The organism is Ruegeria sp. 6PALISEP08 (genome assembly GCF_001238295.1).
In the GTDB taxonomy this organism is placed as follows: Bacteria; Pseudomonadota; Alphaproteobacteria; order Rhodobacterales; family Rhodobacteraceae; genus Ruegeria.
Window position 1 is genome coordinate 44,872 of sequence record NZ_LGXZ01000005.1, and the last position, 24,061, is coordinate 68,932.

Genomic DNA, 24,061 nt, shown 5'->3' on the forward strand with positions numbered 1-24,061 from the left:
GGTTATGCTCCCTGCGGTTCGACCAGCATCCGGCCGCGCATTTCCATGTGCAGCGCGTGGCAGAACCACTGGCAATAGAACCAATGCACGCCCGGACGGTCGGCGGTGAAAGTGACCGAGGCGGTTGCCAGCGGTGCAACTTCCATTGCGATACCGTAGTTACCCAGGCAGAAGCCGTGGGTCACATCGTCCACGTCATCCAGGTTGGTGATGTAAACAGTCACCTCGTCACCCTGTTTGACGGTGAACTTCTCAAGGCTGAAGGTCGGTGCCTGCGAAGTCATGTAGACCCGCACCTTGTTGCCATCCCGGATCGGTTCCTCGGCGCCTTCTTCCAGATCGATACCATCAGCCTCGGCTTGTTTCCGGGCGTCTTCCCATGTGACATCGTTCCGATCCCATACGTTGACCGGATTAACGATGTCAGCACGAACCATGATCGAGTCATGCGGCTCGGCAAAGGTTGGGCCGTCGTGCACCACTTTCATCTCGTTCGATGAGATATCGATCAACTGCTCGTTCTCAGGCTTGAGCGGACCCGTGTTCAGGAACCGGTCTTTCGAGAATTTGTTCATCGAAATCAGCCACTTGCCATCGGCCTCTTTGGTTTCACCCATGGTGGTCGAGTTGTGGCCCGGTTGATAATGCACATCAACCTTCGAGATGATCGGGTCCACATCAGCGCCGCCGTAAGCCTCGATTGCCTTGTCGAGATTCCACTTCACGATCTGACTGTCGAGGAACAGTGTGGTGAACGCATTGCCCTGACCGTCATAAGCAGTGTGAAGCGGGCCAAGACCCAGCTGTGGTTCACCCACGATGCACGACCGCGGATCGGCATCGCTTTCGAACAGCGCGTCCAGCTTGGTCACATCCATGATCGACACGGTCGGCGACAGCTTACCGTTGATGCAGACGTGCTTGCCGTCGGGCGCGGTGTTGATGCCGTGCGGCGAGTTCGGGATCGGGATGTAGCGGGTGTACTTCTTGTTCTGACCCTTACGGCCGTCCAGAACCTTGACGCCTTTCAGTTCCTGATAGTCGCCGGCTTCGATACCCGCTTCGATTTCCGCGAGATTGAAGACAACGACGTGGTCCAGCTCGTTCTCAGTCATCTCGGCCAGGTTCATACCCATTTCCGAGTTGTACGAGGTCGAATAGGCGTATTTACCCTGATAATCACAGTCGGTGTTGTCGAGGTTCCCCGACACGATCACCTGCCACGCGACTTCCATGGTGTCGCCGTCCAGCGCGGTGAAGATGTTCACGTATTGCGACGGATCATCCAGCACGCTGCCGTCATTGACCAGCGGCGTTTCATCTTCACCATTGGCAAAGACATAACCGGTACGCGGGAATTTTTGCGGACGCAGACCGTGGATCGCCTTGGCGTTCGGGATCTCGGTGATCTTGTCGCATTTCATCACGTCGCAACGCACACGAGCGACGCGGGTGTTGGCCTTGTCATTCATGAACAGGTAACGGCCATCATAGGTGCCGTCGGTGAACGACATATGCGGGTGGTGAAGGTCGCCGTTATCATAGGTTTTCATGCCGCGCTTGGCGAGAAACTCTTTGGTTTCAGGCAGAAGACCGTCGGTCATGATCTTCAGCGACTCGTTGGTCTGACCCCAGCCAGTGGCCGAGCAGCGGTTAAACACCGGTACGCGCATCAGCTCGCGCATGGACGGGAAACCCAGGATGCGCAATTCGCCGGTCTGACCTGAAGACCAGAAGCCGTAATATTCGTCCAGTTCACCGGGCTGCAGATTGGCATTGGCGGCAGCGCTGGCCTCTTTCGCGGTCATCAGGGTCGAGCCCAGACCGGTCCCGGCCAATACGGCGCCGGTTGCTGTTGCACCCAGCATCCCACGGCGTGTGACGGTTAGTTTCTTGTCATGTTCCGACATGATCGTTCCTCCTTTAGGAAACGGTTTGCGGTTTGGCGTTTGGATGGTTCGCCGGTGGTTGTCCGAGTGGGGTCTTAAGATCGACCGACCCTGTCTTGGCCCGCCGTTTCAACTGGCGGATAACGACGGGACATTTGTCCTCGGACTGGTAGAGCACCTGACAATGCAGGCAGGTGACGCACTCGTTCGGATTGATCTCACCGGTGGGGTGGATCGCCTGAACGGGGCATTCATTGGCGCAGGTTTGACAGGGCGCGCCGCAATCCTTGTAGCGGCGCAGCCAGTCGAACATGCGCATCCGGGCTGGGATCGCCAGCGCCCCGCCCAGCGGGCAGAGATAGCGGCAATAGAACCGTTCGATGAACAGCCCGATCCCCAGCAGGAGCAGCGCGAAGACCACGAAAGGCCAGTCGCGCATGAATTTCAGAATGATCGCGGTCTTGAACGGCTCGATCTCGGCATATTTCTCGGCCAGTGGGATCGAGACAAAGCTGAGACCGAAAAGCCCAAGGAAGATCATGTATTTCGCGGGCCAGAGGCGTTCGTTCAGGCCCCAGGGCAGGGTCCATTGCGGCACTTTCAGCGCACGCGCGATCTTGTTGGTCAGTTCCTGCAAGGCACCAAACGGGCACAGCCAGCCGCAATAGGCCCCACGACCCCAGAACAGCAGGGCAGCTGCCACAGCGAACCACTGGATGAAAACCAGCGGGTCCAGCAGGAATGCGTCCCAGCTAAATCCGGTGCGCAGGCTGCCTGCCAACGCCATCAGGTTCACCACGCTCAGCTGTGCATTGGCGTACCAGCCGATGAAGAACAGGGTCATGCTCAGGTAACCGATGCGGAACCAGTAGAAGAACCGCGCATTCATCGTGGCGTGAAACTGGAAGAAGAACGTCGCACTCAGTACCAGAAGCATGACGCCAAGAACGCCGATCTCAACCGTGCGGTCCTTCCAGATGCGTTGCCACAAGGCAGCTTTGGCCGCAGCTTCGCCGGTTGCGTCGTCCACCACTGCCGGGGCTGCAACGGGCAGCAGGTACTGCTCGGGCAATTTATAGCCCAGATCGAAGGTCAGAAAGGTTTTCTCAACTGCTCCGACGGCCCGTTGAACCAGAAGTTGCAGACGGAAGGGCTCAGCCGGGTCGAACTCGGCGTCTGCGGGGATCTTGAAAATATCCAACTCGGTAAAGCTGGGCGCATCGGACGCGGCAACCTTGCCCAAACGACGCTGCTGCTTGTCAAAGAACCGCACCGAATTGTCGCCCTGGATCAGCTGAATACGGTCGAAAATTCCACCGCGCACATAGCCTGATCCCTTGAAGCTGTAAGCCCCACGGCCCAGCACCAGAATGGCCTGTTCGCCCTCGTCCAGCCATTCGGTCAGGTTCTGATACTCGGCCTCGCCCAGCAGCGACTTACCGATTGAAGGGACCGAGACCAGCGCCATATGCATGTCGATGAAGGTGTCATCAGGCTCGCCCGGTTCGGGGCGCTTGATCGCGCGCTGATCGCCGGTTGCTTCAAACGCCGCATTGACCTGTCCGATATCCAGCGTCAGCCGCCGCACCGAGCCATCCCCGGACAGGGTGGTCCAGTCATAGACCTCATCCTTCGCCATATCGACTTCGCGTTTCGGCTCGTCAGCCAGCAGCGCAGACAGCCCGCCCAATCCCAGCGCGCGCGCCACTTTGATACCGCCGCGCACGAGGCTGTCATCGATCACCATGATCGTGACCGTCGCGCCCGAGATGATGTCGAGGTCATGCCCCTCACCACCGGTTTCGGCCTCTACCTTCAGGTCCAGGCCTGTATAGCCTTCGGTCAGCTCTACCATGCGGGAATTGGGGATACCGATCAGCACGATGGGTTCAGAGTGCTTGACCAGTTGCACGCCAGTCAGCACAGCATCCTCATCGATGCCAGCGACCACATGGATCGGTTTGCCGGAATAGCCTGTTGTTCCCACAAAGTCAGACGTCAGGAACGCCCAGGCTACGGTCTCGCCACCCTTCAGGACAGGCGCAACCGGAACGTCATCGCGCACCGGACCAAAGGCATCAGCACCGGGGGCCAGATCGGCAGGTTTAATCTCGGGCAGAAAACTGGCCAGACTGTCAGCATGGGCACTGATCGCCATCAGGCAGGACAGGGTGAAAGCCAGCAGGAAAGGGATTGCGCGACTTACGACCACGGCGCACCTCCGAATACTTGGGTGGACGCCATGGACGCGCGCGGGGCGCGTTCAGATTCTTCTTGGGTCGCAAACGGGGGACCTCGGGTTTCGGGCCACAGTCGTTTCGAGTTGTACAAATTGCACAGATGCCCGAAAGCAGGGCGCACAATTTCCCCGTTGCGGGCCGTGACCAGCAGCGGAGAGTCTGGCACGGGTCCTGCCGTTGTCACCGCGCAAAGCGCGCAGTCGGCACATTTCGGGCAGGGAACGGTTGGATCGGTGTTTTCCTCCTCAAGGTCTACCTCAACCCAAACCGCCCCTGCCTCCGAGCAGATCTCCACCCACATGCTTTGTCCGGGACTCGCCAGCACCGGACCAAGCATTTGCAACAACAGAAGGAGGACGCCCGCCAATCCACATGCCGCACGCATGGCACGGTCAGGGAGAATGTGGAGAAATTGATAGGCGGACATGGAGAATCCAACTCGGAAATCTTTTCAAAACCGTATGGGAATCTCTCTTTCCGATACTTGACTTTGGTCAGGCAGACAGACTTTTTGCTCAGCCGTCTGCCTCGTCCATCAATCCGCGTACCCAGCGCCCTGCCAGCCATGTCGCAGGAATGCCCAAAGGGATGGACCAAAGAAGGGCCGGAACGGGTTCAATCGCCCCAAATCCGACACTGTGCGAAATTAAGCCCAGCAAAAACAAATTGATGGCCACGGTCAGTGCCGTGGCGGGGTAAAGCAGAATGGCCAGCTTCCAAACCGGCCATTTTTCCTCAGTGGCTGGTGCCTTCCGAGAAGGTGATCTTGTTCCAGACATTGTATTTCCCCGAAGGTTTGCGCATCGGCAAACGCCGGACTTCTTCCAGTGTTTGCGCGTCATAGACGATCACTGCGCCGTCATCTTCCCAGATCGAAACCAGCGCGTGGCTGCCATCCCTGGTAAACTCTACATGGGCGACGGTTTTACCCGGCGCGGGGCGCAGAGTCTTCACGATTTCAAGGCTTTGCTTGTCGATCACATGCATCGCGTCCTTGTTCGGACCAAAAAATACATCAGCCCAGACATAAGGCGAGTTTTCATGGCTGCGCATGAAGAACCCAGGCCCTTCGGTCTTGATCCGTTTGACAGTTTCCCAGCTTTCCATATCGATAACGGACACGGTGCCATCGGTCAGATGCGGTGTGGCCATGACGGTTGTATCGCCATGCTTCCATGTGATGCCCGAGCCAAGATGCGGCATCCCCGGCAGGTCTAGATCGGCCACTTTGTGCCCGATGACCAGATCAATCACCTGACCGCCCTTTCCATCGCGGGATGCACCCATGACGTATTCATAACTCTGGTCGAAAAAGAAGTCGTCCAGATAGTCGGGCGTGGTGATCTTGCGCACTGGGAAGGGGTTGGGGTTCTTGAACTGCCCTTCAATGCGGAAATCGTGCCCAATACCAAATTGAGGTGGGTTGGCCCCATAGAATACTTCCCAGATCTCTGGCACATCTTTCAACGCCAACACAAAGCTTTCCCGTGGCGGTGCCTGATACACGGCAGACACACGGCTGGGCACGCCTTTCTTGCTTTTGACTTCAATGACGGTGGCTACCGACAGGTCCTCGGTCGACAGCAGGGTCAGACTGTTGGGCAGGTAATTCGCAACGGCGACCCATTTTCCGTCACCTGACATGGCAATGTTGCGGCTGTTGAGGCCCGCGCGCACACGTCCAACCTGTTTTAACGCCCAGATGTCGTATTTCTGGACCCAGCCATCGCGGGACATGATAAAGACGTACCGGCCATCGGGGCTGAATTTCGGCCCGCCATGAACGGCAAAGGGGGTCTCGAACCGGTCGAGCACTTCAAACGTGTCGCCGTCCAGAACGCTGACATGATGGTCGCCAGTCTCAACCACCAGAGTGATATTCATCGGGTCACTGTCCCACACGGGTGCTTCGACCGGGGCGTAATCCTCGTCCAGAGTGCGGCTGGCCATGATGTCAGCTTCGCCCCATTCCGGGTTGCTCTCGAGCGGAGATTTCAGCCACCCCGCCAGTTCCTCGATCTGTAACGCGTCGAGTTCATGTGAAAACGCAGGCATCTGCGTCGCAGTGCGGCCCTCGGCGATCACCGCCGCAACCCGCGGCCCCCGCATCCGCTTCAAAGTCTCGGGGATCAAAGCCGGCCCAACGCCGCCCAAGCGGTTCTCTCCGTGGCACGAAGCACAGTGTTCAGCGTAATCCGAGGGCGCATCAGCCCAAGCCACGCCAATGCTCAGAACTGAACACATCAGCCCGATCTTCATCTTTTTCCAAATACGTCCGCCGGAGGCTCCTGAACGCGCCACAGGTGTCACGATTGGACGGAACAGGGAGAGGTTATCAAAAGAACTGATGCGCCGGATCATTGCTTTTCCCCCGGAACGGCGTGACCTGCAGGCGCTCTCCTGCGTCATCCACGCCGATTTCTTCGTTTGACAGGTAACAGGCCGGATCTTCGGCCCATGGATCGCCAGTCAGTTGCAAGGCGCGAATACGCGTGTTGCCACCGCAGACGTCCTTCAGCTCACATGCACCGCAGCGGCCTTTAAGTGGGCGTGGGCGAGTGCGTAGCATGGCCAGCATCGGGTCATCGCTGGTCCAAAGCTCGGAAAACGGTTTGGTCTTCACATTGCCGACCGTGTAATCGGACCAATATGTGTCGGGATGAACCCGGCCCAGGTTGTCGATGTTGGCGACGCCCAAACCGCTGGAATTCCCACCCCAGGCGGACAGGTGCGCACGCACATGGGCGGCCTTCTCGGCATCAAAATGCGTGCGAATCCAATTCAGGAAATACCCTGCGTCGGCGTCATTGTTGCCAGTCACAACGTCCAATGGTCGCCCACCCGACGCGGCCTCCCACGCGCGCTCCAACAGCAGGTCCAATCCCTTGCGGGTGCGCTGATGTTCGGCGTCTTCGCCTCGGTTCTTGTCGCCACGTCCGGCATAGACGAGATGAGACAGGTAAAATTTGTCGACGCCTTCATCATCACACAGTTGCAGCAGGTCCGGCAGGTGATGCTGTGTGCCTTCGGTCAGGCAAAATCGCAGGCCAACTTTGATGCCGCGTTTCTTGCATTCGCGTACGCCGCGCAGGGCGTCGGCAAAAGCACCTTCGACACCGCGGAACCAGTCATTGGTGGCTCCGATCCCGTCCAAGGAAATGCCCACATAGTTGAAACCCACATCGGCTATCATGTCGGCGGTTTCATCGTAAATACGCGTGCCGTTGGTCGACAAGGCCAACATCGGCACCAGGTCGCGGGCGCGCTTTGCGATGTCGAAGAAATCGAACCGGTCCAGCGGCTCCCCACCCGAGAGGATCAAGGCCGGGACGCGAAACTGGCCAAGATCCTCAAGGGTTACCATGGCTTGCTCATGACTGAGCTCACCTGGGAACGCAACATCCGCCGAGACGGTATAGCAATGGCGGCACTTCAGGTTGCAACGCCGCGTCAGGTTCCAGATCACCACAGGTTTCACTGGGCCTGGGCGGCGTTTGCGCACCGGGGTCGGGTTGACGAGTTGGTGCATGTATTCTGTCAGGCGGAACATATCTCAGCCTTTCTTTTTCAGGCGCAGCCCGGTCTTTTTCAGGATGCGCGTGGAATAGAGGATGTCTTTGGCCCGACAGGCGTCGCCCAGAATTGCTGCGATCTCAGCGCGTTTTGCTTCCACTTCGGTCGCGTCGGTGCCATGTACCATGGCAAACAGGTTATAGGGCCAGTCGGGCAAGGCGCGGGGCCGTTCATAACAATGGGTCACGAAGGGTAGGGCGCCGATCTGTGCACCCAACTTGGTGATACTGGCATCGTCCACATCCCAAACGGTCATGCCGTTCGAGGTCATGCCAAGTTTGTAGTGATTGGGTGCCGCGGCAATGCGGCGGATCACACCGCGTGCTTTCAGGGCCGACAGTCGTTCAATCAGATCGGTTTCCTTCAGCCCAAGATCATTGGCGACCTGAGCATACGGCGTCGGGGTCAGGGGCAATCCCCCTTGCAACGTCTCGATAATCTGCCTGTCAATTGCGTCGATCATGCTGCCACCCGGAAGCCGATGAAAAATTCCTGGAGTTTGGGGAAACGGAGAACCTGGATCCCCGTTTCCCGTTCGATGGCATCGGCGGCGGCCTCGATCCCCTCGGGCGTTTCGGTGGCCAGCACGAACCACATGTTCAGCCGGTGCGTACGTTCATAATTATGGGCAACCTCCGGGTGTGCATTGACTTTGGTCAGGACGGTTTCGAAATTCTCGACCGGAACAGCCATAGCGCACAGACAGAAGGCCCCGCCCATGGCGGCAGCGTCGAAAAACGGGCCAAAGCGCGTGATGACGCGGTCTTCCTTCAGGCGAGTCAGACGGTCCAACAGCTCGGTTTCAGACAGGCCAAGCTCTTCGGCGACAGCCACATAGGGGTGTGAGGTGAGCGGCAGATCGTCCTGCATCCGGTTCAGAATCGCGCGATCTTTATCGTCCAGAGTCATGCGGCAACCTCTCTCGCTTGAATCAACGCTCCGGTCTGCTTGAAACAGCGGGTCGAAAACAGCACCTTGTTCCGCGCGCGGGCCAGTTCGGGCAGGTCCTTTGCGCCAGCCAGCACATCCAGAGCCTCGTTCCGGGTCCGGGCGTGGATCATGGAGTAGAGGCGATAGGGCCAGACATCTTCGACCGGATTGCGCTCATAGCACAAAGTGATACCGGGATAGGCTGCCAGCGCCGGACCGGCAGTGTCGATTTGTTCCGCGGGCAAATCCCAAACGACCATCGCGTTGGCGGACCAACCCAGTGCGCGGTGGCGCACGATAACGCCGAGCCGTGAAATGATACCGGCGGCGTGCAAGGCGACGATCCGCGCCATTACGTCATCGACATTCCGGTTCAATGAACGGGCGAGAGCCTCATAGGGTTCCACGACAAGTGAGAGACCTGAACTGAGTGACTGCAGCAAACACCGATCTCCGTCTCGCATGGCCGTTGCGTCAACCCTGCGCGCGCTGGGAACGTTTTTGGCACCGGCGGTCATGCGAAACCCAAGATCCACGTTGAACGGGCGGACCAGACGCAAATCCAGCACCCGCAACCCCGAGGCCCGGCTGATCCTGGCCAGGGTATCGTTGACATGATCCCGGTCCGGGCCGGTTGCGACAAACCAGAGGTTCCAGGCATCTTCACGCTGGTAATTGTGGTTCACCCCAGGCTCGGCATCGATCAGGGCGGCAACCTCTTCCAGCCGATTTTCCGGGGCGGATACCGCAGCCAGAGTGCTGGCCGTCACCGCGCCGGGTGTGATGGTTGCGCCAACCCGCGTGATGCGGCCAGTGGCACGCATCCGGGTCAGGCGGTCAAGTACTTCGGTTTCGTCCAGCCCCAGCGCCTTTCCCAGAACCTGAAACGGGCGCTCTGTAACTGGGAAATCACGCTGAAATTCGTCCAGCAGACGGCAATCGATTGGGTCGGTGATATGCTGCATCCGTTAAAGCCCCGTTTTGTGCGCGCGGGCCGTGAAGAAGATGCCCGAAGGGCTGTCGGCATCGATTTCGCGCAGTTTTTCAAAATTCTGCGTGTCGTAGACCATGACCTTGTTGGCATCGCGCACGCTGATCCAGACCTCATGTCCGCGTGGTGTGAATTCCATATGCAGCACGGCGGGGCCGGGCTTGAATTCGTGGATGATTTCTTTGCTGACGCTGTCGATCACCTGAATCGTATCGTTCAGCGGGTGGGCGAAATTGACCCATACCTGTCGCCCATCCGGACGTGCCATGGCAAAGACCGGCTGGCCATGGGTTTGGGTCCGTCCCGTTTCGGTCAGAGTATCCGCGTCGATCCACAGAACCTCGTGATGACCTACCGCAGGTAGCACGAATTCACGCCCCGTCAGCGCCCAGCCTTCCAAATGGGGCATTTTGTAGACCGGCATTTCCTCTTGCCCGCGCCCGTAATCGGGCAGCACACGGATGGGCTCCGGGATGTCAGCCCACAGATCAAGCGCGGTCAGGCCGTCTTCGCCAAACAGGCCGGTTATATATGTGCGGCCATTGGCGGTGATCAGCGCATCATAAGGGTTTTTACCCATGTCGGGAATTTTGGTGATCACGGGTTCGCCCTTGGCGAAATCGGCAATCCATGTCTCGCCAGTGTCCCACATGGTGAAGACGAACCTACGCCCCGGCGCATCGACAAGACCGATGGTTTTGCTGTCGGTGGGAATGTCCGCGACCATTTCCAACGAGTCCGCATCAAACACGCGCACTCCACCGGGTTCGTAATTCGACACGGCTACAAGTGTACCATCATCCGAGATCGCCCCGCCGATGGCGTTGCCCGCCTGCACGACGCGGTTCACGATCTGGCGGGTGACGATATCAACTTTGGTCAGCCCGCCGTCACGCCCAAAGACATAGGCAAAGCGTTCATCGGGCGAATAGACCAACGAGGCATGGGACAAATCGCCCAACCCTTCGATACGAGCCAGAGCCGCACGGTCGGATTGATCGACCAACAGGACCGATCCCTTGGCGCGTTCGATCACAAGGCCAAGATCTCCGGTCGCTGTGGGTTCGGCTTGTGCGGTGGTTAACATCAATGAGGCTGCAAGGCCAATTACGAGGTGTTTCATTGTGCCTCCTGTTCCAGCAGGTAGCGGGCAATCCATTCGGCCTCTTCCTCGCTGATCAGCGGCCGCCATGGGGGCATCGCGGTGTCGGGGATGCCGTCGAGGATGACGCCGGTCAGGACGTCCGCATCATAGTGTTCCAGTGTCTCGCTGCGCAGATCGGGGCCGAGGCCGCCTTTCAGGGACAAACCGTGGCAAGAGCCGCAGTCCTGATGGACAAGGCGTTTCAGGGCGTTGGGGTCGAGGGTGTCAGCGGCGAAGGCGGATGTCGCAACGAGCACAGCCGTTGTCAGCAACACCGAAGGCACCGAGTGCCGACGCACTATAGGACGCTGTGTGCCGCCGCTGCTTGCCGCGACTGTTCTGCGCCCCAGCTTAGCCATTGGCTTGCTCCAAAAGCTCGGCCACGGGCCGTTCCGCATAAAGCGTTACAACCTTGCCAATGATGAAGAGCGTGGGTGCCTTCAACCCGGCTTCGCGCACGTCGGTGGCCAGTTGGTCCAGCCGCGACACCATGCGGCGTTCATCCGTTGTGGTAGCTTTGCCCACCGCAAGAACCGGGGTGGAACCCGGCAGGTTTTCAGTCATCAGGCCCACGGCGATCTGGCCGATATTGGCAACCCCCATATAGACCACAAGCGTCGAGTCCGGATCGGCCAGACGTTTCCAGTCGAGATCCAGGACCTTATCGGCCTGACGGTGCCCGGTGACATACTGCACCGATGTCGCCAGCCCGCGATGGGTCAGCGGAACACCGGTCGAGGAGGACGCGCCCTGTGCCGCAGTAATGCCCGGTGCATATTCGACAGCGACACCGTGGGCCATCAGATAGGCGGCCTCCTCTGAGCCGCGGCCAAAGATCATTGGATCGCCGCCCTTGAGACGGGCAACCGTATGTCCCGCGCTGGCCTCTTCGAGCAGAATTTCGTTGATGCGGTCTTGTGGAACCGTATGGCACTTGGGGGCCTTGCCAACTGGGATCAGCCGTGCGCCTTCTGTGTGTAGATTCAGGATGTCGGCGGACACCAGCCGGTCATAAACCACCACATCTGCTTCTTGCAGCATCCGCAATGCGCGCAGGGTCATCAGTTCGGGATCGCCGGGGCCTGCGCCAATCAGAAAAACCTTACCGCTCATGTACAAACTCGCCTAGTCTGAATGTCTTTGAAACCCGGCTCTGGCTTGCGCAAATAAAGGACGTCGCTGGGCCTGCCGGGCGTGTCATGAGATCAAGGTGGCGTAATCATAAACCAACCTCCTTGACATAAGTTAAGGAGCGCGGGATTTGCGCCCGCGCTCCTGTCTTCTTGCCTGTATTTCATGTGTTTCAGGGTTCGACGGTGATCATTCCGATCATGTTCTGTGTCTCCCAATGTGGGCCGCACAGATAGTCTTGCGGTCCGGGTGCAAGAAACGTTAGGTCAACCGATTCCTCAGGGAACAAACGGTCGCTTTCAGGCTCGCTACCGTCTTTCAGTAAAACCGAGTGGCTGGTTCGTTTGTCGACATTCACCCATCGGACGGTTGTGCCTGCCTTCACGGTCAGCTCGATCGGGCAGAAATTGTACTTGTACATCAACACCACTTCGGCGTCCTTGACCGCGGATGAGGGTTGACCAAAAAGCTCTGCATAACGTTCTTCCGCCTCGGCACACAGCTCGGCGGTTTCATCCGCCCAGGCGGGCGCGGCCAGCAGTAGCAGCGCGGGAAGAAGGCGTTGGGGTTTCATAATCCGTGTCTCCTTTCCAAAATGGCGGGGGGCCGGATGACCCGGCCCCGATCCGTTATTGTTTGACCACGTTGATGAATACGCTGTCATCATCCAGCGCGAGGCTGGTGTTCAGCGTCACATGGTGGAACCGGGCAGCGCTGAAGTCGTCGTGGATCGCAAAGCCAACGGTGTAGGTCTGGCCTGCTTCCAGTGGCACATCGCCGGGCGCGCCCGAGTTCAGCGGGCGGGTGAAGACCACCGTCCACATACCACCGGACAATTCAGCCGACGCGGCGATTTCACCGTCGTTGACCACACGCTGCTCCAGCAGATACCCGTTGGTGGCGCTGCCGTCGGCATAGACGCGCATCAGGTCAAGATAGGTGCCATCGGCCAGGTACTGCTCGATCTGTTCCGCAGCTTGCAGCTTGTCCCAACCGCCCAGTGCCTTGCCACGGCGACCTTTGACTTCGACCTCAGTGCGGCTTTCGCTGATGTATTTGGTCACTGTGTCCTGTGTGCTCAGACGACCGGAAACGTCACCATTGGCGGCAATCGCCTCGGCCCCCGGATCAAACGGCATATACGAGTTGTCCGCATGGCACGAGGCCCAGCAGCCCACTTGCTCGCCCAGCTCGATACCTGTGCCGGCGATCATCATGGCCACCTTGATCTGGTTGTCGGGATCCATCTTGCCGCCGTCGACAAACGGGGCAGGGTTGTGGCCCGCATCCGGCCATTGCAGGCGGATATACAGGTTTTCGTCATCATGCGCCGCCTGAACGGTTGCGTCGATCACACCGCGTTTGCCGGGGATCGGAGTTGGTTCAAGATCCCCGCCCGCAACGATCTTGTTGCCGATCGCGTCCAGTTCCTTGGCGTGGCATGTAGTGCATTGATCCCCGCCCTTGGTCAGAGGCCGCGCTCCACCGTGGAACTTGCCGTTCTGCACCCACTCAAACGAAGCCTGACCGGGATAGAACAGTTTCAGATCTGCGCTGGCCACTGCGTTCCAGTCGATGTTGGTTGCAACATCGCTGCTGCCTGCTGCCGGGGCCGTGGCTTCTTCACCGGCTGCGTTGGCGCGTTCTTCGGCCACAGCGGCGTCAACGGCTGCAGCAATCTGCGCCTGAACGGATTCTTGCTGAGCTTTTTTAGCGGCTTTTTCAGCTTCAGCTTCAGCAGCTTCCTGGGCTTCAATTTTCTCGAGGCTTGCCAGATACTCGGCAGGGATCTCACGAATGAATGCCGGGTTCGGGGCTTCAAGTTTTTCCAGATACTCCTCGTCGGCCCGGTCGCGAGCGTCCGAATGCGCAATGCCCTTGTGACAATCGATACAGGTTTGACCGGCCGTCATCGCGTTCAGGTGCTGCTGACGCGCGCGGGGTTTCTGAAACTCGGGCATCATCGATTCGAAGTCATGACAGTTGCGGCATTCGCGCGAGTCGGTGGCTTTCATCCGCTCCCATTCGTTCATGGCCAGATGCACGCGCTTGGCTTCGAACTTTTCACGTGTGTTGATGGTACCGACCATCTTGCCATACAGCTCTTTGGACGCCTTGATCTTGCGGATCATTTTATGGGTCCAGTCTTTGGGCACGTGGCAATCGGAACAGACAGCCCCCACGCCCGACCGGTTCACGTCATGGATCGTGCCGGTATATTCCTCATAGACGAAATCGCGCATCTCATGGCACGAGATACAGAAATCCTTGGTGTTTGTTGCTTCCATGGCGGTGTTGAACCCACCCCAGAAGATGATGCCGCCGACAAAGGCCGCGGCGATTCCGGCCACTGGCATTCCCCAAAGGAAATACCGGCGCCAGATCGGTTTTTTCTTATCCGGTTCGGAGGTCATATCCGGGCTCCGTTTTGGCTGTATTGTCTGGCCTTAGGTGGCAGGCCGGTGAGTTTGGCTGATGTCTCAAACGAGGAAAGGGCGGGCGAGGGGCCCGCCCTTTCCGGTTTTGGTTGTGAAACCGTCAGGTGACGTGGTTCGAACGGTTGTAGACGTTGAACTTGCCTGTCGGAGCAAACAGCCCTTCGATGCGACCGATTTCTTCCAGCGTCTTAGCGTCGAAAATCACGATCTGTCCGTTGGGCTCCAGCGAGTCTGACAGGTTCCACTTGGAAACCCAGACCTCGGTACCATCCGCGTTGAATTCGAAGTGAACGGCAGCACTGCCTTCGTCTTCGGTGATCTGGATGGTTTTCACGATCTCACCGGTCTCTTTCGAGATGACCTGCACCGATTGCTGCACTTCCGGTTCCGGATGCTTGGTCTGGTCAGCCCAGATGTAATCCGAATTCGGGTGGGTACGGACAAACAGGCCCGGGCCGTCGGTTTCCACTTCGTAGCAGACCTTCCAGGCATCGTCCGGACGGTTTTCGGGGTCGTTACCCCAGACTGTCACGGTGCCAACGCCAAGGTGGGTCGTACCAGCAACCGGGCCGCAATTCGGGTCAACCCAGTTGGCACCCGGACCAGGGTGCGGTAACGCGGCTGTGTCGATCATTGCTTCCAGCTTGTGGGTTTCGGTGTCGACAACCACCATTTTGTTCGACGCGTTTGCGGCGATCTGGAAATAGCGGCCTGTCGGGTCAAAGAACCCGTCATGCAGGAACTTGGCCGAGTCGATCTTGTCGATCCGCAAGTTGTCCAGGTCGGTATAGTCTACCTGCCACAGCTGGCCCAGTTCCTTGATTGCAACGATCCAGGTCGGCTCGTTCGGTGTTGTGTAGATTGCAGCCACGCGGGCTTCTTCTACATAGTCGCCGTCCACGTTCACACCGCGAGTCGATACAACCTTCACTGGTTCCATCGTTTGGGCGTCTACGATAGCGAAGTGCGGCGGCCAGTAACCACCACCGATTACGTACTTACCGTCGCCGGAAACGGCCACGTCACGCGCGTCATAGGCAATCTTGACTTCGGAAACCAACATGTTCTCAGGCGTCTGCCAGAGGTCGATCTTGGTCATCTTGCCGTCGCGGCCCATCGTGTACCAGAAGCGGCCAGGGTTTTCCGGTTCGGTAATGCTGTGGTGTTCCGATGCTTTCAGAACGTGGACGGCATAACCGGTCGGGATGTGTGTTAGCACTTCTTTGGTGTCGCCGTCGATAACGGCAACTTTACCTACGTCACGCTCGATGACGACGAAGAAGTTTTCCCAGTTGCGGCCGTGTAGCGGCTCGGTCGGATAGTCGGCTTCTTCGACATAGACCTTGCGGGTCGCCATCATCTGTTCCAGCGACATCTCAGGTGGCTTGGGGGCCTCCATCTGGATATAGGTCGCCATATCCTTGATTTCCTGCTCGGTCATGATGTCCGAGAAGTTGTTCATACCGCCTTCGGTTCCCCAGGCGATAATTTTTTCAAGGCGTTCCTGACCCAACTGAAGTGTGCCGCCTTCGGTCACAGTGCCGTCGGCTGCGGTTTTCTTCCAGTGGGGCTCAAGGCTTTTGCCTGTGGCGCCTTTGCGCAGAACGCCGTGGCAGCCTGCGCATTGTTCAAAATAGAGCTGCTTTGACGACTCAAAAGCTTCGTCGCTTAATGTTGGCTCTTCGGCAAAGGTTGGTGCAGCGACGCTGCCCAGCAGCATTGCCAAACCGACCCCAAAGGCGCGGCCGGTTTTGTTGTAGCTGATTCCAAGTGACATGATCACTCTCCATATGCGTGGTGAGGCAAGGCAGAGACTGAGCCATCACGGAGATGTCATCCTTGACCAAAGTCAACGGAAGGGGTGCAAAGTGATGGCAGCGGCTAAAAATCAACGGACAAAAGTGCTAATAAAACTTGAGATTTCTGCGCATGTTTTAAAACGGGCTTGATTTCGGTTAAGGCCGCAGAATCTCCGGCGCGATAGGGCTTGATGAACGACAAGCGAGGCCATGGAGAGCGGGCATGTCATCAGCAGTAACGCGCATTTTCAGCGAAGGATTTCGCGTCTTTTTCCTCTCTGCAGGGATTTACGGTGTGTTCGCAGGGATTGCTTGGGGCGTGTGGCTCGCCTCGCTGGATGGTCTGTTGCCATATGTAGAGCAAAGCTATGCCATGCCGCCGGTCATGTGGCACGCGCATGAGATGATCTTTGGATATGCGACGGCGGCCTTGGGCGGGTTCTTTCTGACCGCGGTGCCGAATTGGACCGGTGCGCCCGAGGCGCGGGCACGTTTTATTACCTTCGTGGCGTTGATCTGGATGGCCGGACGGCTGGCGGTCTGGTTTTCAGCCGCGTTGCCTTCCTTGGCTGTTGCTCTCATTGATCTGAGTTTTGTTCCCATTCTGGCGCTAAAGGTTGCAAGCCAGTTGATCCGCCGACCCAAGCCGCAGAACATGGTTTTTCTTTATCTTCTGAGCTTGATCTGGGTCTCAAATCTAATGGTTCATCTGGAATGGGTCGGCGTCACCAGCGATACGCTCAACATCGGGGTTCGGGCAGGTTTGCTGGCATTGTGTTCGATGATCGCGATTTTGGGCGGCCGCATCACACCCGCGTTTACCCGCAATGCGATGAAACGAGCCGGAGAGCCCGAGGCGTCATGGCCGGTGTCTGTGCCAGGGTTGGAGAAAGCCGCGATGGTCCTGGCTCTTCTGTTGCCCCTATTGGTGCTGGTGTTGGATGTTGGTCCGGTTGCGGGCATTTGTGCCCTGGTACTGGGTGGCGTTCAACTGTTGCGCATGGCGCGTTGGAGGGCCGGTTGGGCTCTGCGCCAGCCGATCCTGATCGCGTTGCATTTGGGTCTTGGAATGCTGGCCCTTGGGCTGGTTCTGTGGGGGCTGTCAGCCCTTGGGCTGGGCAATGAAGTTGGAGCAATACACATCTTGGGAATCGGCTGCGTCGGCGGCATGACTTTGGCTGTCATGAGTCGAGCCGCTCTGGGCCACAGCGGACGCCCGCTTGTTGCGTCGTCACCGATGGTGGTGGCCTATGTGTTGATGGCGGCGGCGGCTCTGGTGCGCTGGCTGGGCTCGGGCCTGACAGGTGGGTATTTGGCGGCCATGCTGACGGCTGATGGCTTGTGGATCGCAGCCACAGCTTTGTATTTGTTTGCGATGTGGCCGGCATTGACCGGCCCCCGGGTTGCCAGGGCAAACTGACTCTTCCGGGGCCAGAACGGGCTGTTATTCAGATAAAAGCGGGCGGTCATTCTTGATATGGCGGTGAATGAGGGTACGTGCACGCCTGCCCCGATCCGGAATCTGTCGTGCCGGCTGCGGCTCGTATTCGGGTTGCAAGAGTTCCGGGAACAGATCCAGAATCTCGGCGCGGGCACCCGGGTGCACGCTGGCCAATGCCTGCGCCCCTGTGAACAAACTCTCCGACGGGGCGCTTTCTGCATAGACAATTTCATGCCGGTCGAACAGCATGTGATAATAGACGACATCTTGCGCGCCCTCTTCGACCGTGATGCCCGGAACGCCGACAAGTTTGCAGGCCGGAACCAGGACTTCCTTGCTGTCAAACATGCGCACGGCAATTGGTGAACGAACCATCATGCGATGTTGCGGCGAAACGCGCAGATCGCGTTTTGGCAAGTCACTGCCCAGACTGCCTGCTGCAATCCGAATGGGGCGCAGATTCGGTTTTGCGGTCAGGTCAGACGCATTCAATGCACGCGCTCCGATCCAGCGTATCTCTTGCGGCCCGTTGTCGGCTGTCAGGACTTGATCGCCAACGCTCAGGTGTTCGATGGAAACCGGGCCGTCCGGTGTGGCAATCTGTGTCCCGGCCGCAAAGCAGGGCACATCGACAATTGCGCCTGGATCTGAAGTGTCCGGTGCGTTGGTTGGGGTGACATTTGACCGGACAAAGGAATAGTCCGTTCCGGGCACCAGCGGTTCAGAGGTGATGTATCCGACCAGATTGCCTTCGACTTCGACGCGGAAGACATCGATGGTGCCACCACCCGGTTTGCTGAGACTGTAAGATTCCTCAAGATAGATAGCGCCCGAATCTATTGTGACTGACCCATCAAGATTGGTCACGACGCCGAATTGGGTCAGATCGTCGCCGAATTCGTTGTTGAAGCGGTCGCCGTTAAAGTCTGTTCCATTGTCCGGGTCACCGTTGACAAGTGTGCCGCCGGCCGCGTCAACGACATCGAACACACGCCGGTCAGAGCTGGCATCATACGTCCCGGACAGAGTTATCGTACCAGTGTTAAACCCGGTAAAGCTGAGCGAAATGACCCCGGGGTCGTAACCGATGAATGAATAGTTTGCCATAGTTTAACCTGCCACTTGTTGTTACTGGTTCAAAGCGTCGGATCCGACGCGAGCCAATTCGCACTATACCCCCCTATTTTTAGCAAAGCTTTAAGTCAATTTCGGGGCTATTTGAGGCCACTTGGCGGGAAGTTTAGCGATCTCTTCCCTCGCAAACCTGATGTCTTGACTTTCGTTAAGGCGGATCAGCGCCGCACCCGCCATGTTGACCGCACTAGCTAATCTGCGCAAAGGAGAGCGCGATGCGAGAAGTCATGACAAAGAGCATGGCTCGTAACATATTTTATGGCGGGTCACTGTTCTTCATCCTCATCTTTCTGGCCTTATCGGCCCATTCGCACCTGTATATCGTCAATTCTGAAAACTCTAAAAAACTTGATGACAGTGTGGTGCGAGGTAAACATGTCTGGGAGAAACACGCCTGTATCAATTGTCATACCATCCTTGGTGAGGGCGCGTATTTCGCCCCCGAAGTCGGCAACGTAATGACGCGTTGGGGCGTGCTGGACGACCCGGAATCGGCCTTTGAATCCCTCAAGGGCTGGATGGAAGCACAACCGACCGGTATTCCCGGTCGTCGGCAAATGCCCAATTTCAACCTCAGCGACGAAGAAATCCGTGATCTGACGAACTTCCTGATCTGGACGGACAATATCGACGCTCAGGGCTGGCCGCCCAACGAGGCAGGCTGAGAAAGGGAACGGAGCAATGAAATACGAATCCCAAAAAATCGCCTACGCTTACTTCGCAGTAGCGATGGCCCTGTTCGCGATACAGGTAATCGGCGGCCTTCTGGCTGGTCTGATTTATGTGTTCCCGAACTTCCTGAGTGAGCTTCTGCCATTCAACATCGTGCGGATGCTGCACACCAACTCTCTCATCGTCTGGCTGTTGCTGGGCTTTTTCGGTGCGGCTTACTTTCTGATCCCGGAAGAGACTGAGCGCGAGATCCACTCACCTAAGCTCGCGTATCTGCAGTTGATCATTCTTGTGGTCGGCACATTGGGCGTTGTTGTGACCTATGTCTTCAACCTGTTTGAAGGCAACTGGCTGCTGGGCAAAGAGGGGCGCGAGTTCCTTGAACAACCCAAGTGGGTCAAGGTGGGCATTGTCGTGGCCGCGCTCATGTTCCTGTACAACGTGTCGATGACCGTTCTGAAGGGCAAGAAGACCGCCATCTCCAACATCCTGCTGTTGGGCCTATGGGGTCTGGCATTGCTGTTTCTGTTTGCCTTCTACAACCCGGGCAACCTGGCGCTCGACAAGCAGTACTGGTGGTATGTGGTCCACCTGTGGGTCGAAGGCGTGTGGGAGCTGATCATGGCCTCGATTTTGGCCTACCTGATGCTGAAGCTGACAGGCGTGGACCGTGAGGTGGTCGAGAAATGGCTCTACGTCATCGTCGCGGCTGCACTGTTCTCGGGTATCCTTGGTACCGGGCACCACTACTACTGGATCGGTACGCCTGCGTACTGGCAGTGGATCGGGTCGATCTTCTCGAGCCTCGAGGTGATCCCGTTCTTCGCGATGATGGCCTTTGCCTTCGTCATGGTCTGGAAAGGCCGTCGCGATCACCCGAACAAGGCCGCGCTGCTGTGGTCGCTGGGCTGTGCAACGCTTGCCTTCTTCGGTGCCGGTGTCTGGGGCTTCCTGCACACGCTGCATGGGGTGAACTACTATACCCACGGTACGCAGATTACCGCCGCGCACGGCCACTTGGCCTTCTACGGTGCCTATGTCTGCCTCAACCTGGCGATCTTCAGCTACGCGATGCCGATCCTGAAAAACCGTGATCCGTACAATCAGGTACTGAATATGGGCTCGTTCTGGCTGATGACCAGCGGCATGGTCTTCATGACCTTCGTGCTGACCTTCGGTGGGACTGTGCAAACACACATGCAACGCGTTGTCGGTGAGTACTTCATGGACGTGCAGGATCAAATCGCGATCTTCTACTGGATGCGTCTTGGCTCTGGTGTCGTCGTGGTCCTTGGTGCGCTGTTGTTTATTTACTCGATCTGGGTGCCCCGGAAAGAGGTTATTGAATCCGGTGCAGCTGAAACCCCTGCGGAGTGATGAATATGGACGGCTCCATGAAACTGAATGAGGGGGCGGCAAACGCCCCCTTCTACCTGCCCCAGGGCGATGAATGCGACGTGTTCTGCGCCGCCTACAACAATGACCTGCCGGTTCTGCTGAAAGGCCCGACAGGTTGCGGCAAAACCCGGTTTGTTGCACATATGGCCGCCCGCCTGGGCCGCCCGCTTTATACCGTGGCCTGTCATGACGATCTGGCGGCTGCTGACTTGATCGGTCGCTACTTGCTGAAAGGCGGAGAAACCATCTGGGTCGATGGCCCCCTGACCCGGGCGGTCCGTGAAGGTGCGATCTGTTACCTTGATGAGGTGGTCGAGGCGCGCAAGGACGTCACCGTCGTACTGCACCCGCTGACTGACGACCGCCGTATCCTACCGATTGACCGCACAGGTGAAGAGCTTGAGGCCGCGCCTGGCTTCATGTTGGTCGCTTCATATAATCCTGGATACCAGAATATCCTGAAAACCCTTAAACCCTCGACCCGTCAGCGTTTTATCTCGCTCGAGTTCGACTTCCCGTCGCCTGAGATGGAAGCGCAAGTTGTCGCGCAAGAAAGTGGTCTGCCGCTGGAGCGGTGCAAACCGCTGGTGCGACTGGCGGGCAAACTGCGAGGGCTCAAGGGTCAGGACCTCGAGGAAGGCGTCTCTACCCGTCTGGTCGTTTATGCTGCGACGCTGATTGCACAGGGCATGTCGACAGACCGCGCTATCCTTGCCGCTATGATCGAGCCTCTGACTGATGACGAGGATATCAAACGCGGGCTCCTCGATCTTGTCACGGCTGTCTTTGGGTGAGGCCGGCCAATGGTCAAGATCGATTTTGAGCCATGGGAACCCGAAGAAACGATCGGGAAACTGTGGCACTCCCTAGCCAGTCGCCTCGATGCACCCCAGGTGCATGATGGAGCCGCGGTCGACCTGTCTCAGGTCGCGGGGCGGCTGGCTGTCCTCTTTCGGGGATTAGGGGGTACTCCGGGCGTGGAATTGCGCCCGGTCTCACCCGAGGTATCGCGTCACCGTTTAAGCTGGCGCCGCCGCCTGGCGACTGAGGTCGAACTGATGCCACGCGCGTCATTCGACGGAGAAGTGCTGCGCCTGCCAGACCGCCTGGCTGTCTTTCCTGCGCGTGAGGCAAATGGTGCGCTTTACGTCTGGCTCGCCGCCGCAGCGGCCCATGCTGGAACTCGCATCGACGAAGACGACCCTTTGCGCGCTGACCTGCGTGCCCTGATCTCTGCCCGACACATGGTCGAGGCAACACTGGATAACGCCCCCGGGTTGCGTCCACTTTACACCGAACTCTGTAAGGGTGTTCTGTATCACCGTGACGTCCCAGACCTGCCGCCCGACGAGGCGGCAGTTGAAGAGCTTGTCCGTCATATGCTGGGTGATCCTGCCCCCCTGTCTTCAAAAGCCGAGCAACTACTTTCGCTGGACGATGACGATCTGACTGCTGCGCGCGGGTATCAAAATTTCCGCCCGGTTCCTTTATGGCCCGAATTGCGGGCGGTTGGGTTTTCCGAGCATAACGAGGTGGAAAACCCTGAAACCGAAGGCGAACCTGAAGAATCTGGTGAAAAAACGCACCGCGCCCGCCGCCGCAAATCCGATCAGGCCGAGCGCAGCGACAGCTTCATTTTGCACAAGTTCGAAGCGATCCTCAGCTGGGCCGAGTTCCTGAACATCAATCGCCGCATCGACGACGATGATCCTGACAATGCCAAGAAAGCTGCTGACGATCAGGAAGAGATCGGCTTGGGTCAGATCTCCAAGGCACCACCGACTAAGCTGAAACTGCATCTGGACCTTGCGCCCGAGGATGTGAACCGCGAGCGCTTGTCGGGTCGTATCCTTTATCCCGAATGGGACGTGCGGACAGGGCAATATCTGCCGGATCACGTCAATGTTCTGCTTTCGGACGCCGAAATCCGCGAAGACGCGGCGGAGTTCGGAAAGGACCCTGCCACTGCTCGCCGTATCCGCGCTGTGAAACGCCAGTTCGAGGCTCTACGCCCCGGTAGAGTGATGACACGAGGCCATCTGGACGGAGACCAGCTGGACATCGAAGCTGCGGTACGGGCCGAGACGGAGCGAATGGCGAGCGGTGAAGGAAACGAACGCATCTGGATGCAATCGCGCCCCGAAGCCCGCGATCTGGCAGTGTCGATTCTGTTGGATGTCAGCCGCTCAACCGAAAGCGCGGTCACAGGTCGCGCCGTGATTGACATTGAGCGCGAAGCGTTGGCTGCGCTCGCTTGGGGTCTGAACGCCTGTGGCGACGATTTCGCCATCCATGCGTTCAGTTCGCTGAAACGTGAACGTGTCTATGTGCAACGCTGCAAACGGTTTGATGAGCCAATGGGGGCAAAGGTCGAACAACGCATCGCCTCTCTGCGACCCGGTCATTATACCCGGCTAGGTGCGGCGATCCGACATTGCTCCGCCGATCTGGCCAGCCAATCCCGCCAACGCCGGTTGTTGCTGGTCATCACAGATGGCAAGCCCAACGACCTCGACCATTACGAAGGCCGCCATGGTATCGAAGACACCTGTATGGCTGTTCGCGAGGCGCGCCGCGGCGGGCAATCGGTTTTTGGCGTCACCATTGATAAGACCGGCAAAAGCTGGTTCCCACGCATGTTTGGGCAGGGTGGTTTCGCCGTCATCCCCGACCCGCACCGCCTGACTATGGCCCTTCCGCAAATCTACCGCCAACTGGTTGGAGCATGAGCGACTCGTCTCTGATCGACGAGCTTCCGGGCGAGTTACTGATGTGGGTTCTGATCATCTCGGAACTGCTGGTCTTTGGCGCGGGCCTGATCGCGTTCATGGGCGTGCGATTGACCGATCCGGTGGGGTTTGCCGAGGCCCAATCGCATCTTTATCGTACTGGGGCCGCCTTCAACACCGCGGTGTTGGTCACATCGGGTTACCTTGCCGCGCAGGCACTGCGCTGGCGCCGTGCCGCAGAACGGTTCAAAGCACGGTTTGCCCTCATGGTCGCGGCCGCGTTGGGGATCGTCTTCCTGATGATCAAGGGTGCGGAATACGTGGGAAAAGCCGGGCAAGGTATCACGTTTGAAACTCATCCCTTCTTTCTGTTCTATTACCTACTGACCGGTTTCCACGCCGCCCATGTCCTGGCCGGGGTCGGAATCCTTCTCTTGGTGGCCTGGCGCGACGATCCGCATAACATCGAAGCAGGCGCGCAGTTCTGGCACATGGTCGATCTGGTCTGGATCATGCTGTTCCCCGTGATCTACCTGTTGGGGTAAAATGATG

The 24,061-nt window shown here is 58.1% G+C and carries 22 protein-coding genes; 6 read left to right on the forward strand and 16 right to left on the reverse strand.

Features of this window, described 5'->3' with window-relative positions; translation table 11 throughout:
• Positions 1-2: 2 nt before the first annotated feature.
• The 15 genes from nosZ to ALB80_RS09030 all read right to left on the reverse strand — a co-directional run bounded on the left by nosZ (position 3) and on the right by ALB80_RS09030 (position 16,113).
• Positions 3-1,910, reverse strand: a complete 1,908-nt coding sequence (gene nosZ, locus ALB80_RS08960) for a TAT-dependent nitrous-oxide reductase (protein ID WP_050603724.1) — start codon at positions 1,908-1,910, stop codon at positions 3-5.
• Positions 1,911-1,923: 13 nt separating this feature from the next.
• Positions 1,924-4,047 carry a NosR/NirI family protein gene (locus tag ALB80_RS08965; RefSeq protein WP_253276852.1) on the reverse strand — a complete coding sequence of 708 codons (2,124 nt, stop codon included), beginning with the start codon at positions 4,045-4,047 and terminating at the stop codon, positions 1,924-1,926.
• 44 nt (positions 4,048-4,091) lie between these two features.
• The gene (locus ALB80_RS22900; RefSeq protein WP_371255963.1) at positions 4,092-4,556 is read right to left on the reverse strand and encodes a DUF2946 family protein; all 465 of its coding nucleotides are present in this window, start codon (positions 4,554-4,556) and stop codon (positions 4,092-4,094) included.
• Between the two features lie 88 nt (positions 4,557-4,644).
• Positions 4,645-4,908, reverse strand: a complete 264-nt coding sequence (locus tag ALB80_RS08975) for a hypothetical protein (RefSeq protein WP_050603726.1) — start codon at positions 4,906-4,908, stop codon at positions 4,645-4,647.
• Positions 4,865-6,490 (reverse strand): cytochrome D1 domain-containing protein, encoded by a 1,626-nt coding sequence (locus tag ALB80_RS08980; RefSeq protein ID WP_371255964.1) that lies wholly within the window; start codon positions 6,488-6,490, stop codon positions 4,865-4,867. The genes ALB80_RS08975 and ALB80_RS08980 overlap by 44 nt, the downstream gene beginning before the upstream one ends.
• Complete coding sequence (nirJ, locus tag ALB80_RS08985) at positions 6,465-7,679, reverse strand: heme d1 biosynthesis radical SAM protein NirJ (RefSeq protein ID WP_050603727.1); 1,215 nt, start codon at positions 7,677-7,679, stop codon at positions 6,465-6,467. The genes ALB80_RS08980 and nirJ overlap by 26 nt, the downstream gene beginning before the upstream one ends.
• A gap of 3 nt (positions 7,680-7,682) precedes the next feature.
• Entirely contained in the window at positions 7,683-8,165 is a 483-nt protein-coding gene (locus ALB80_RS08990) for an AsnC family transcriptional regulator (RefSeq protein ID WP_050603728.1), read from the reverse strand.
• Positions 8,162-8,611, reverse strand: coding sequence for an Lrp/AsnC family transcriptional regulator (locus ALB80_RS08995; RefSeq protein ID WP_050603729.1), 450 nt, complete (start codon positions 8,609-8,611; stop codon positions 8,162-8,164). The genes ALB80_RS08990 and ALB80_RS08995 overlap by 4 nt, the downstream gene beginning before the upstream one ends.
• The gene (locus tag ALB80_RS09000; RefSeq protein WP_050603730.1) at positions 8,608-9,597 is read right to left on the reverse strand and encodes an AsnC family transcriptional regulator; all 990 of its coding nucleotides are present in this window, start codon (positions 9,595-9,597) and stop codon (positions 8,608-8,610) included. Before ALB80_RS09000 ends, ALB80_RS08995 begins: the two co-directional genes overlap by 4 nt.
• A gap of 3 nt (positions 9,598-9,600) precedes the next feature.
• Positions 9,601-10,746 (reverse strand): cytochrome D1 domain-containing protein, encoded by a 1,146-nt coding sequence (locus ALB80_RS09005; RefSeq protein ID WP_050603731.1) that lies wholly within the window; start codon positions 10,744-10,746, stop codon positions 9,601-9,603.
• Positions 10,743-11,039, reverse strand: coding sequence for a cytochrome c (locus ALB80_RS09010; RefSeq protein ID WP_050603924.1), 297 nt, complete (start codon positions 11,037-11,039; stop codon positions 10,743-10,745). Before ALB80_RS09010 ends, ALB80_RS09005 begins: the two co-directional genes overlap by 4 nt.
• Before the next feature lie 79 nt (positions 11,040-11,118).
• Positions 11,119-11,880 (reverse strand): uroporphyrinogen-III C-methyltransferase, encoded by a 762-nt coding sequence (gene cobA / locus ALB80_RS09015; RefSeq protein ID WP_050603732.1) that lies wholly within the window; start codon positions 11,878-11,880, stop codon positions 11,119-11,121.
• 190 nt (positions 11,881-12,070) lie between these two features.
• The gene (locus ALB80_RS09020; protein ID WP_050603733.1) at positions 12,071-12,472 is read right to left on the reverse strand and encodes a plastocyanin/azurin family copper-binding protein; all 402 of its coding nucleotides are present in this window, start codon (positions 12,470-12,472) and stop codon (positions 12,071-12,073) included.
• A 55-nt stretch (positions 12,473-12,527) separates the two neighbouring features.
• Positions 12,528-14,312, reverse strand: a complete 1,785-nt coding sequence (locus ALB80_RS09025) for a NapC/NirT family cytochrome c (protein ID WP_050603734.1) — start codon at positions 14,310-14,312, stop codon at positions 12,528-12,530.
• Between the two features lie 124 nt (positions 14,313-14,436).
• Positions 14,437-16,113, reverse strand: coding sequence for a cytochrome D1 domain-containing protein (locus ALB80_RS09030; protein ID WP_050603735.1), 1,677 nt, complete (start codon positions 16,111-16,113; stop codon positions 14,437-14,439).
• Between the two features lie 245 nt (positions 16,114-16,358).
• Between ALB80_RS09030 and ALB80_RS09035 the strand changes: the two genes are divergently transcribed.
• Positions 16,359-17,555: an NnrS family protein gene (locus tag ALB80_RS09035; protein WP_050603736.1), complete on the forward strand. Its 1,197-nt coding sequence runs from the start codon at positions 16,359-16,361 to the stop codon at positions 17,553-17,555.
• A 24-nt stretch (positions 17,556-17,579) separates the two neighbouring features.
• On the opposite strand, the gene ALB80_RS21780 is transcribed toward ALB80_RS09035, so the two are convergent.
• A complete protein-coding gene (locus ALB80_RS21780; protein ID WP_083445241.1) occupies positions 17,580-18,683 on the reverse strand; it encodes a Hint domain-containing protein in 1,104 nt (367 codons plus the stop codon).
• Between the two features lie 242 nt (positions 18,684-18,925).
• Between ALB80_RS21780 and ALB80_RS09045 the strand changes: the two genes are divergently transcribed.
• From ALB80_RS09045 to ALB80_RS09065, 5 genes are read left to right on the forward strand one after another with little or no spacing between them, the layout of a single operon-like run.
• Positions 18,926-19,375, forward strand: coding sequence for a cytochrome c (locus ALB80_RS09045; RefSeq protein WP_050603737.1), 450 nt, complete (start codon positions 18,926-18,928; stop codon positions 19,373-19,375).
• 16 nt (positions 19,376-19,391) lie between these two features.
• Positions 19,392-20,759, forward strand: coding sequence for a cbb3-type cytochrome c oxidase subunit I (locus ALB80_RS09050; protein WP_050603738.1), 1,368 nt, complete (start codon positions 19,392-19,394; stop codon positions 20,757-20,759).
• Positions 20,759-21,574: a CbbQ/NirQ/NorQ/GpvN family protein gene (locus tag ALB80_RS09055; RefSeq protein WP_050603739.1), complete on the forward strand. Its 816-nt coding sequence runs from the start codon at positions 20,759-20,761 to the stop codon at positions 21,572-21,574. The genes ALB80_RS09050 and ALB80_RS09055 overlap by 1 nt, the downstream gene beginning before the upstream one ends.
• A gap of 9 nt (positions 21,575-21,583) precedes the next feature.
• Positions 21,584-23,509, forward strand: coding sequence for a nitric oxide reductase activation protein NorD (locus tag ALB80_RS09060; protein ID WP_050603740.1), 1,926 nt, complete (start codon positions 21,584-21,586; stop codon positions 23,507-23,509).
• The gene (locus tag ALB80_RS09065; RefSeq protein ID WP_050603741.1) at positions 23,506-24,054 is read left to right on the forward strand and encodes a cytochrome c oxidase subunit 3; all 549 of its coding nucleotides are present in this window, start codon (positions 23,506-23,508) and stop codon (positions 24,052-24,054) included. Before ALB80_RS09060 ends, ALB80_RS09065 begins: the two co-directional genes overlap by 4 nt.
• Positions 24,055-24,061 lie beyond the last annotated feature (7 nt).